This window comes from Bacteroides caecigallinarum (genome assembly GCF_016902295.1).
In the GTDB taxonomy this organism is placed as follows: domain Bacteria; phylum Bacteroidota; class Bacteroidia; order Bacteroidales; family Bacteroidaceae; genus Phocaeicola; species Phocaeicola caecigallinarum_A.
The window spans coordinates 68,512-80,109 of sequence record NZ_JACJLQ010000005.1 but is presented as its reverse complement, the minus strand read 5'-3'; the positions used below and the strand labels follow the sequence as shown (position 1 = coordinate 80,109).

The window sequence follows — 11,598 nt, the reverse complement described above, 5'->3', positions numbered from 1 at the left end:
ATAATCTTGCTTGAGTCTATAAAATGAAGTACATATTATATATTTTGTTTTTTATTGGCACTTTCCTAATGCCATGTCATGCCCAGTATAGCAGACTTTTTACTATTGGTGACGGTCTGTCAAGTAGTCTGATCAATAATATTTATCAGGATTCCAGAGGATATATCTGGATATCTACCAGAGATGGCCTTAATAGATATGACGGCGCAAAAGTGGTAAAATATAAACCTCTTAAGAATGATTCCACTACATTGTTGAGTAATAATGTATCTTCTGTATATGAAGACTCTGTTGGACATATATTTGTATTATCCAATAAAGGCTTACAGACTTATGACTATGCTACAGACAAATTCAAGACCTTAGCCTTATCCGATAGCAGATATAATAATAAATGTATATTTGGTGGTTATGATAAATCGTTACTTATAGGTACAAGCGGATATGGAATTAAAAGCCTGAAGTTTGATTCGGACGGTAATGCCATTATAGAAACGTTGGATAATGATTATAATGGCTTTAACGTCAATAGTATGATTGATGATAACGAAGGTAATTTATGGATAGCTACCGAAAGTCACGGCTTGATTATGAGGAAAAAAGATGGAAACGAATGCATCTTTTTTAAAGATAAGGCAAATCCTGCGTTATCACCTGTTAATCTTTGCGTGAAGGACAATTATGGAAATATTTATGTGTCATTGCTGACGGATGGCGCTTATGTTTATGACAAACAGAATAATAAGTTCAATAAAATATATTCAGCGTTCAGTCCTGTAACATCCATGATACAGCGAGGAGATGCACTCCTGATAGGAACTGATGGAGATGGAATAGTATCTTACAATATTAAGACAAAAGAAATATCAAAAGCCGAGATTCTAATTAGCGACACAAACCTCGCCGAATCAAAGATACATTCCATAATTACAGATAATTATGGGAATTTGTGGATAGGAATATATCAGAAAGGGGTGGCATTTGTACCTTTCAAGACTGATGAGTTCAATTATATAGGATATCGTTCTATTCGGAAAAATAACATAGGTGATAAATCAGTAACAGCAATTGAATGCAATGAAAATGGCGATTATCTGATAGGTACAGACAATGACGGGCTTTACTTGTTGGATAACGAATTTAATCTTATCAGGCATTTCTCTCCACGCTCGATGTCGTCTAACGTTCCTAATACAGTGATGTGTGTATATAGAGACTCTGACAACAGGATTTGGATTGGATCATACCTTAACGGTCTCTCATATCTTGATAAGGATAATCAGCGATTCAATCATGTATCTTTTGAGAAAAATGGTTTCTATAATGTTGATAGGGTATATTCCATCACGGAAGATAATGAAAGAAGATTATGGATTGGTACAATGGGGAGTGGATTGTTCTATATCGATTTGTCCGCTCCGAATATTATTTCCGAACATTTATATGATACAAATTTGAATGAAAGTCTTAATAAATGGATAAATTCTTTATATTACAGCCGTGATGACAATGTACTGTATATCTGTACTGTGGATGATGTAAGATGTTTGGATGTCAGTACTGGTAAATATATTAAGACTACACCGATTTCAAAAGGAGGTACAATTACTTCAATCAACCAGGATATTAAAGGAAATATCTGGGTTGGTACAATGGATGGTTTGAAAGTATTCAATAATAAATTGGAGTCTCTTTTGGATGAATATGATGTGGCAGATGGACTTCCGAGCAATAATATAGCATCTGTAATACTTGATGATTCTGGTAATGTTTGGGTAAGTACAAGCATGGGTATTGTCAAGTTTGATGAAACAACTCATAAATTTGTATCATTCAGTGCTTCAGGCGGATTTTATAATAATGAATTTTCAATGGGAGCATCATATAAGGATGAACAGGGAAACTTATATTTTGGTGGAACAAGCGGAATTGTGTATTTTAATCCGGACAAGATTAAGTTTGAACCGATGAATTGTAATGTAAGAATTACAGCTTTTTATTTGCATAATGAAGCGGTGAACCAATCAACAATGTCCGGTCATTATAATGTCCTGGATAATGAAATATCTAAGGCTAAAGAAATTAATCTTACACATAGTGACAATTATTTTGCCATTGAGTTTGCTACCGATAATTATAGTATCTCGCACGATTTTGAGTATTCTATTAACAACGGGGTATGGAACAGTGTGCAGCAAGGTGTATCAAGAGTCTATTTCAGCAATCTTCCTGTAGGAAAATATAAATTCATGGTCAGGTGCAAAAACGCTTCAGCCTCTTCCTCAGTTAGAACACTTTATATTAACATACATCCTGTCTGGTATCTGACACTACCGGCTCAGATTATATATATTATTTTAATATTGTCTATAATAGCTTTTGTCTTGTATCAGGTAAAACTTAAGTATCTTGCAAGGCAGGAAATGTTGAAGCATAAGATGCAGGAAGAAGCCAATGAAGCAAAATTGCAGTTCTTTATTAACATCTCGCACGAGATACGTACTCCTATGTCGTTGATATTAAGTCCTCTTCATAAACTTATATCAACAGACAATGACTCTGAAAGGCAGAAAAACTATTCTTTGATAGAAAGAAATGCCGAACGCATATTGAATCTTATCAATCAGCTGATGGATATCCGCAAGATTGACAAGCAGCAGATGAAATTGAGATTCTCTGAGGTGGAAGTCATAAGTTTTATCAAGGACTTGAAAGATCTTTTCGCTTATCAGGCCGACAGTAAAGGAGTAAAAGTGAATGTAGTTTCCGAAATGGAAAGACTTTATGTATGGTTGGATCCTAACAACTTTGATAAAATTATATTTAATATGTTGTCAAATTCGTTCAAGCATATTCCTGAATGTGGTGAGATTAATATATACGTTAAGTCGGGAACAGACAACAGTATTCCTTATCCGTTGAATAACTATGTCGAGATAAAGATTGAGGATAATGGCACTGGAATAAAAGAATCAGAGATAGAACATATCTTTGAGAGATTTTATCAGATTACTGACGATGAGACTTATACGCGCGGAACTGGCATTGGATTGCATCTGACAATGTCATTGGTGAAACTACATTATGGCACTATATCTGTGGCTAACAATGTAGGTAAGCCAGGATGTCACTTTATAATCCGTATTCCATTGGGTAACTCTCATTTGAAAGAGGAAGAAAAATATATTCATGCGGCGGTACAGGCTCATAAAGTCTCTGATGACATAAAATATGTAACTGAAGAGACAAAAGAAAAAACGGTTAAGAAAAACGTAAGGAAGAAATATACAGTACTTGTTGTTGATGATGATGACGAAGTAAGGAACTATTTGTTGGCCGAACTCGGTGGTATGTACAAAACCATTGCATGTTCTAACGGTAAGCAGGCTTTGGATATCATAATGTCCGCTTCGGCTGATATTGTTCTGTCGGATATAATGATGCCCGAAATGGATGGCATGAGTCTGTTGAGAAAAATAAAGCAAAATATCAACACTAATCATATTCCGGTTGTGTTGCTGACAGCAAAAAATACTGAGACTGATAATATAGAGGGACTGTCATTTGGAGCTGATGCCTATTTGACAAAACCTTTTAATATTGATATTGTGAAGATTACAATAGAGAATCTTCTAAAAAACCGTGAAGTCCTGAGAAACAATTATAGTGGCAATCAGGAACAGGCTTCAAATGTAGTTTGCCCGATGCCTGAGTCTGCTGATGACAAGCTTATGAAAAAAGTGATGAAGGCCATTACTGACAACATAAGCAATCCGGAACTAAATGTAGAGATGATTGCTTCTCAAGTAGGAATAAGCAGAGTGCATCTGTATCGTAAGTTGAAGGAATTGACCAATCAGTCAACACGTGATTTTATACGTAACATACGTCTAAAACAGGCTGCAACTATGCTTACTTCTGAGAAAAATTACAATGTCTCCGAAATAGCAATGGCAGTAGGTTTCAGTAACGCTACTTATTTTTCCAATGCGTTTAAAGAGCTGTATGGCGTTTCGCCAAGCAAATATGCTGAGTTGCATAATCAAATGCAATCGTAGGAATTTTTTTATAATCAGTCATTGCCTGATTCGGGTAATTAACCGCAAAAGTTGCGGTTTGTTATTCGTGTCGGGTAATGATTACATTAATCCCATGATTCCTTGCATATTTTTGCGGACAGCACATAAAGAAAAAACCGCTGAAATAACTGTATTTCAGCGGTTTTCATGATTTTTCGTTTTGTAAAAGTGGTGCCACCAGGAATCGAACCGGGGACACAAGGATTTTCAGTCCTTTGCTCTACCAACTGAGCTATGGCACCATTGTTTCTCGTTTGCGGTTGCAAAGGTATGCATTTTATTTATATCTGCAAACTTTTTCTCGAAAAAATGTTCGTTTTGGACGTTTTTTTTCATTTGGAGTAAAATCATGCATATTCCGAAGCGCTTTTGAAGAATATTTGTAGTCTGTTTTTTTAGTGAATATAAGTGGTAAAGACCTCATAAATGAATAAAAAAAGTATTAATATTTTGTAGTACAATATAATATTTGTATCTTTGCGTTCGATATGGATGAGAAGTGGAGGGGCAATCAAGCTCCTCTTTTTTGTTCTTAAAATTTTACCAATGATAGATAAAAACGTAGTAACCGGTATTGTATCGAAGTGGCTGGAAGATAAGGATTATTTTCTGGTGGATGTAACAGTTAGCCCTGACGACAAGATTGTAGTGGAAATTGACCATGCGGAAGGTGTATGGATTGACGATTGTGTAGAACTAAGCAAATACATCGAGTCCCAACTCAGTAGAGACGATGAAGACTATGAGCTGGAAGTGGGTTCTGCCGGTATAGGTCAGCCTTTCAAAGTGTTGCAGCAATATGTTATACACATAGGAAAAGAAGTTGAGGTGTTGGCTAATGACGGTAAAAAATACAGAGGTGTACTGACAGATGTCGATGATAAGCAATTTACACTTACTGTGCAGACTAAGATTAAACCGGAAGGCAGCAAACGTCCTAAATTAGTGGAACAGTTGCTTACATTTACTTATGATGAAATAAAATACACAAAATATTTAATTAGCTTCAAATAATTATGGCCAAAAAAGACGAAACTGTAAGCTTGATTGACACCTTTTCGGAGTTCAAGGAGCTGAAGAACATTGACCGCACCACTATGGTGGGAGTTTTGGAAGAATCATTCCGCAGTGTTATTGCCAAGATGTTCGGCTCGGATGAGAATTACGATGTTATAGTTAACCCTGATAAGGGAGATTTTGAAATATGGCGTAACCGTGAGGTGGTGGCCGACGAGGATTTCAATAACCCTAACAGGCAAATTTCACTTACCGAGGCAAGAAAAATTGACGCTTCATACGAAGTGGGCGAGGAGGTGACGGATGAGGTTATCTTTGAAAAGTTCGGACGAAGGGCTATCTTGAACTTGAGACAGACCTTGGCTTCGAAAATTCTTGAATTGGAGAAAGACAGCTTGTATAACAAATACATCGAACAGGTGGGGAAAGTTGTCAGTGCTGAAGTTTATCAGATATGGAAGAAGGAAATTCTGATGCTTGACGATGAAGGCAATGAGCTTTTGTTGCCTAAAACCGAACAGATTCCGGGCGACTTCTATCGTAAAGGCGAGACAGCGCGTGCTGTAGTGGCAAGGGTTGACAATAGAAACAACAATCCGAAGATTATACTGAGCCGCACATCGCCGGTATTCCTGCAGAGACTGTTCGAACAGGAGGTTCCGGAGATAGCCGACGGAATAATCACCATAAAGAAGATTGCGCGCATTCCGGGCGAGAGAGCGAAGATTGCCGTAGAGTCGTACGACGACAGAATTGATCCTGTGGGAGCATGCGTGGGAGTGAAAGGCTCGAGAATTCACGGCATAGTACGCGAGTTGCGTAACGAGAATATTGACGTGATAAACTATACATCGAACATACAGCTCTTCATCCAGAGGGCATTGAGCCCCGCCAAAATATCGTCCATAGTAATGCACGAGCAGGAGAAGAGGGCGGAGGTGTATCTGAAACCTGAAGAGGTGTCGCTTGCCATTGGTAAGGGAGGTATGAACATAAAGCTTGCCAGTATGCTTACAGAATATACGATAGACGTATATCGCGAGCTTGACGAAAACGCCGTGGAGGATGACATCTACCTTGACGAGTTCAAGGACGAGATTGACGAGTGGGTGATCAATGCCATAAAGGGCATAGGCATAGACACCGCGAGAGGTGTGCTCAACGCTCCAAGGGAAATGCTTATAGAAAAGGCCGACCTTGAGGAAAATACAGTGGACGACGTGTTGCGTATCCTGAAGGCGGAATTTGAATAATCGTTTATAGTATGAATAAAGAATGTGCAGGGTGCCGGCTGTTCATTCTTTATTTTATTGAATGCCGGTTCTGCCCTATTTTTTAATTGTTGATTTTTAATTGTTAATTGGATATTATGACGATAAGACTTAATAAAGTAGCAAGAGACCTGAATGTGGGGATAGCGACCGCTGTTGACTTCTTGCAGAAAAAAGGATACAGCGTGGAAGCCAATCCTAATACTAAAATAACAGAGGAACAATATGCGGAACTGGTTAAGGAATTCAATAAAGACAAGGACCTGAAGATAAAATCGGAAAAGATTATTCAAGAACGCCAGAATAAGGAAAAGAACAAGGCTTCGGTTTCTATAGACGACATTGCGGGAGATGTCGTGAAGAAGGAGACCGCGGCCCCGGAAGAGGCGCGCCAGAAATTCAAGCCTGTCGGCAAGATTGATTTGGACAGCCTGAACAGAAAGAAGAGCAAGCCTTCGACAGCTGAATATAAGAAAGAAAATGACGCGCGTGTGGAGGCTGAAACTAAGTTGACAGAAGATGTCAAGGCTGAACCTGCTACCGAAGTGCCAAACGAAGAGTTGCCACGGGAACAGGAGCCTGTAATAATTGAAGATAGAGAAACCAAACATACGGATGCAAAAGCAGACGAAGTTATAAATGAGCCGATGGAAGAAAAAAAAGAAGAAGCTGAAAACAAAGTGAATGACGACGGTGTCTTTAAAATCCGTCCGACAGAGTTCAAATCGAAAATCAATGTCGTTGGCCAGATTGACCTGGCAGCGCTCAACCAATCGACACGCCCAAAGAAAAAATCGAAGGAAGAAAAGCGTAAGGAAAGGGAAGAAAAGGACAAGATGCGCCAGGAACAGCGCAAGCTGATGAAAGACGCCATCATCAAGGAAATACGCAAGAGCGATGATAAGGCTGACAAGGGCGGACAGGATGACGTGTCAAAGAAGAAAAAACGTAACAGGATAAATAAAGAGCGGGTGGATATTTATAATCCGCAGCCCGCACAGACTCATGCCGGAGGCGCGAAAAACGAGAAGCCGGGCAAGAACCAGGGAGGCGGAAAGAATGCCGGCAAGGAAAAATTCAAGAAGCCTGTGGTGAAGCAGGAGGTGAGCGACGAGGATGTGGCAAAACAGATTAAGGAAACTCTCGCTCGTCTGACCAACAAGGGAAAGAACAAGGCTGCCAAATACCGTAAGGAGAAACGTGAGAACATACAGAACCGCCAGCTGGAGCAGGAAGAACTGGAAATGGAAGAAAGCAAGGTGCTAAAGCTCACGGAATTCGTTACTGCCAATGAGCTGGCAAACATGATGGATATTTCTGTCACTCAGGTTATTTCTACATGTATGAGTGTCGGCATAATGGTGTCCATTAACCAGCGCCTTGACGCGGAGACCATTAACCTTGTGGCGGAAGAGTTCGGCTACAAGACTGAATACGTCAGCGCGGAAGTCGCACAGGCTATTGAAGAAGAAGCCGATGCGGAAGAAGATCTTGAACCACGTGCTCCGATTGTTACTGTGATGGGACACGTTGACCACGGTAAGACTTCATTGCTTGACTATATACGTAAAGCAAACGTTATTGCCGGTGAGGCCGGTGGTATCACTCAGCACATCGGTGCATACAATGTGAAATTGGACGACGGTCGTCGTATCACATTCCTCGATACTCCGGGTCATGAGGCGTTTACAGCGATGCGTGCCCGTGGAGCTAAGGTCACTGACGTGGTAATCATCATTGTAGCTGCCGATGATAACGTGATGCCTCAGACTAAGGAAGCTATCAACCATGCTATGGCTGCCGGAGTACCTATCGTATTCGCAATCAATAAGGTTGATAAGCCTAATGCTAATCCTGACAAGATTAAAGAAGAACTTGCTGCCATGAACTTCCTTGTAGAAGAGTGGGGTGGTAAGTACCAGTCACAGGATATTTCTGCCAAGACAGGACTTGGTGTTAACGACCTGTTGGAAAAAGTATTGCTTGAAGCAGAAATGCTTGACCTTAAGGCAAATCCAAATCGTAAAGCAACAGGTTCAATCATTGAATCGTCTTTGGACAAGGGACGCGGATATGTGGCTACTGTACTTGTCTCAAACGGTACATTGCATGTTGGTGATATCGTATTGGCAGGTACTTCGTACGGTAAGGTTAAAGCCATGTTCAACGAACGTAACCAGCGTATGAAAGAAGCAGGTCCTGCAGAACCTGTTTTGATACTCGGTCTTAACGGTGCTCCTGCAGCAGGCGATACGTTCCATGTGTTCGATACAGACCAGGAAGCTCGCGAGATAGCCAACAAGCGTGAACAGCTTGCCCGCGAACAGGGATTGCGTACTCAGAAGATGCTTACTCTTGACGAGGTTGGACGCCGTCTTGCGTTGGGTGACTTCCACGAACTTAACATCATCGTCAAGGGTGACGTGGACGGTTCTGTAGAAGCATTGAGCGATTCGCTTATCAAGCTTTCAACTGAACAGATTCAGGTCAATGTCATACATAAGGGTGTAGGTCAGATATCAGAATCAGACGTATCGTTGGCTGCCGCTTCCGATGCTATCATTGTCGGTTTCCAGGTACGTCCTTCAAGCAGTGCCGCAAAACTTGCGGAACAGGAAGGTGTGGATATTCGTAAGTATTCTATCATTTACGATGCCATTGAAGAAGTCAAGGCCGCAATGGAAGGTATGCTTGCTCCTACATTGAAAGAACAGGTAACTGCTACTATCGAGGTTCGCGAAGTGTTCAATATCAGCAAGGTCGGACAGGTTGCCGGAGCTATGGTTAAGACCGGTAAGGTTAAGCGTACAGACAAGGCTCGCCTTATCCGCGACGGTATCGTAGTATTTACCGGTGCCATCAATGCCTTGAAACGCTTCAAGGACGACGTGAAGGAAGTTGGTACTAACTTCGAGTGCGGTATCAGCCTCACAAACTGTAATGACATTAAAGTGGGCGACGTTATCGAGACTTACGAGGAAGTAGAAGTAAAACAGACACTATAATTACAGTTGATAAGGCTTCTTTTCAGATGATAAGGCTTTAGTTACAAGTTGACAAGGCTCTCCATCCGGATGAAACCTTGTCAACTTGTCAATTAAATATATTTATGATTCTTGAGGCTTTATCTTTGCAATTGAGCGTTTTGGATTGGATTATTATTGCCATTATAGCCATCGGAGTTGTATTGGGGTTCATGAAAGGTGCTATAAAACAGGCTGCCGCCATCGTAGGATTGGTGGCAGGACTGTTGCTGGCGCGCGCATTGTTCTCGCAGTTGGGAGAAAAGCTTGCCGTAGGACTCGGTACTTCCGTTTCTGTGGCTCAGGTCATAGCTTTTTTCATGATATGGATACTCGTTCCGATAGTTTTTTTACTGCTGGCTTCCATGCTGACCAAAGCGTTGGAGATTGTGCATCTTGGTATAGTCAACAGGCTGCTCGGGGCTTTGCTCGGAGCGTTGAAATACGCTTTAATCGTAAGTCTTGCGATAAGTCTTCTGGAATATATCGACAGTAAAGATGAATTGATAAATCGAACCGTTAAGCAGTCTTCTTTGTTATATTATCCGGTGAGGGAGCTTTCCGGGCTCTTTATTCCGGCCATAAAAAATGTGACAAATGAGATTATAGAAACGGATATAATATAATAACCTATGCAAGAAGAACCTAATAAGTATGTGAAGGAACTGACGCAGGAGAAATATAAATACGGTTTCACTACTGATGTTCATACAGATATAATAGAAAAGGGACTTAATGAGGATGTCGTCAGGTTGATTTCTGAAAAGAAAGGCGAGCCTGAATGGCTTCTTGAATTTCGTCTCAAGGCTTATCGTCACTGGCTGACGCTTGATATGCCGACATGGGCTCATCTTAACATCCCTGAGATAGATTATCAGGCAATATCGTATTATGCCGACCCTACGAAAAAGAAAGAAGGGCCGAAATCTATGGATGAAGTCGATCCTGAACTCCTGAAAACATTCAATAAGCTCGGCATTCCGCTGGAAGAACAGATGGCGCTTAGCGGCATGGCGGTGGATGCCGTGATGGACTCCGTGTCTGTCAAGACCACGTTCAAGGAAACACTTATGGAGAAGGGTATCATCTTCTGCTCCATGAGCGAGGCTGTGAGGGAGCATCCTGATTTGGTAAGGAAGTACCTTGGCTCTGTGGTGGGCTATTGTGACAATTTCTTTGCGGCGCTTAATTCCGCAGTGTTCAGCGACGGCTCTTTCGTGTATATACCTAAGGGTGTGCGCTGCCCTATGGAGCTATCGACATATTTCCGTATCAATGCGGCAAATACCGGCCAGTTCGAAAGAACACTGATTGTTGCCGACGATGACAGCTATGTCTCCTACCTCGAAGGCTGTACGGCTCCTATGCGTGACGAGAATCAGTTGCACGCCGCCATTGTCGAGATTGTGGTTCTGGAACGTGCCGAGGTGAAGTACTCTACAGTGCAGAACTGGTATCCGGGTGATGCCGAAGGAAAGGGTGGAGTCTATAACTTCGTGACCAAGCGCGGCATCTGTAAGGGTAACGACAGCAAGCTCTCGTGGACTCAGGTGGAAACCGGCTCTGCCATTACATGGAAATATCCGAGCTGTATCCTTGCCGGCGACAACTCTACGGCTGAGTTCTACTCCGTGGCCGTTACGAACAATTACCAGCAGGCGGATACAGGTACCAAAATGATACACCTCGGCAAGAACACACGCTCGACCATCGTGAGCAAGGGCATAAGCGCCGGTAAGAGCCAGAATTCATACCGCGGTCTTGTACGTGTGGCGGAAAGGGCGGACAATGCGCGTAACTATAGCCAGTGTGACTCATTGTTGTTAGGTAGCAATTGTGGTGCCCATACATTCCCATATATGGATATCCACAACGAAACAGCAGTGGTAGAGCATGAAGCCACTACATCCAAGATTTCTGAAGACCAGTTGTTCTATTGCAACCAGCGAGGCATTAACACCGAGGATGCCATAGGACTTATTGTGAACGGATACGCTAAAGAAGTTATAAACAAACTTCCTATGGAGTTTGCTGTAGAAGCTCAGAAACTTCTGTCAGTGTCACTCGAAGGAAGTGTGGGATAATTTTTGAGTTTTTGAGTCCTTTAGTTCTTAAGTTTGTTTATGATAACGTAGATGAACTCACTAACTAACAAAACTCACTAACTAACAAACTAACAAACTTAAAAACTAACAAACTTACAAAAAT

At 41.3% G+C, this 11,598-nt stretch carries 6 protein-coding genes and 1 tRNA gene; 6 read left to right on the top strand and 1 reads right to left on the bottom strand.

Annotated elements, in window-relative coordinates; translation table 11 throughout:
• Nucleotides 1-23: 23 nt before the first annotated feature.
• A complete protein-coding gene (locus H6A27_RS02725) occupies nt 24-4,058 on the top strand; it encodes a hybrid sensor histidine kinase/response regulator transcription factor (protein ID WP_204507573.1) in 4,035 nt (1,344 codons plus the stop codon).
• Nucleotides 4,059-4,248: 190 nt separating this feature from the next.
• On the opposite strand, the gene H6A27_RS02720 is transcribed toward H6A27_RS02725, so the two are convergent.
• Nucleotides 4,249-4,321 (bottom strand) — tRNA-Phe (locus H6A27_RS02720).
• A gap of 304 nt (nt 4,322-4,625) precedes the next feature.
• Between H6A27_RS02720 and rimP the strand changes: the two genes are divergently transcribed.
• The 5 genes from rimP to sufB all read left to right on the top strand — a co-directional run bounded on the left by rimP (nt 4,626) and on the right by sufB (nt 11,474).
• Nucleotides 4,626-5,093 (top strand): ribosome assembly cofactor RimP, encoded by a 468-nt coding sequence (gene rimP / locus H6A27_RS02715; protein ID WP_204401594.1) that lies wholly within the window; start codon nt 4,626-4,628, stop codon nt 5,091-5,093.
• A 2-nt stretch (nt 5,094-5,095) separates the two neighbouring features.
• Entirely contained in the window at nt 5,096-6,349 is a 1,254-nt protein-coding gene (gene nusA / locus H6A27_RS02710) for a transcription termination factor NusA (protein WP_204401592.1), read from the top strand.
• A gap of 116 nt (nt 6,350-6,465) precedes the next feature.
• Complete coding sequence (gene infB / locus H6A27_RS02705; protein WP_204507572.1) at nt 6,466-9,372, top strand: translation initiation factor IF-2; 2,907 nt, start codon at nt 6,466-6,468, stop codon at nt 9,370-9,372.
• Between the two features lie 131 nt (nt 9,373-9,503).
• Nucleotides 9,504-10,016 (top strand): CvpA family protein, encoded by a 513-nt coding sequence (locus H6A27_RS02700; RefSeq protein WP_204507589.1) that lies wholly within the window; start codon nt 9,504-9,506, stop codon nt 10,014-10,016.
• A gap of 6 nt (nt 10,017-10,022) precedes the next feature.
• A complete protein-coding gene (gene sufB, locus H6A27_RS02695) occupies nt 10,023-11,474 on the top strand; it encodes a Fe-S cluster assembly protein SufB (RefSeq protein ID WP_204507571.1) in 1,452 nt (483 codons plus the stop codon).
• The last annotated feature ends 124 nt before the right edge of the window (nt 11,475-11,598 follow it).

Coding starts and splice junctions, on each gene's coding strand:
- H6A27_RS02725 (WP_204507573.1), top strand. CDS start 24: ATGAAGTACATATTATATATTTTGTTTTTTATTGGCACTTTCCTAATG.
- nusA (WP_204401592.1), top strand. CDS start 5,096: ATGGCCAAAAAAGACGAAACTGTAAGCTTGATTGACACCTTTTCGGAG.
- rimP (WP_204401594.1), top strand. CDS start 4,626: ATGATAGATAAAAACGTAGTAACCGGTATTGTATCGAAGTGGCTGGAA.
- infB (WP_204507572.1), top strand. CDS start 6,466: ATGACGATAAGACTTAATAAAGTAGCAAGAGACCTGAATGTGGGGATA.
- sufB (WP_204507571.1), top strand. CDS start 10,023: ATGCAAGAAGAACCTAATAAGTATGTGAAGGAACTGACGCAGGAGAAA.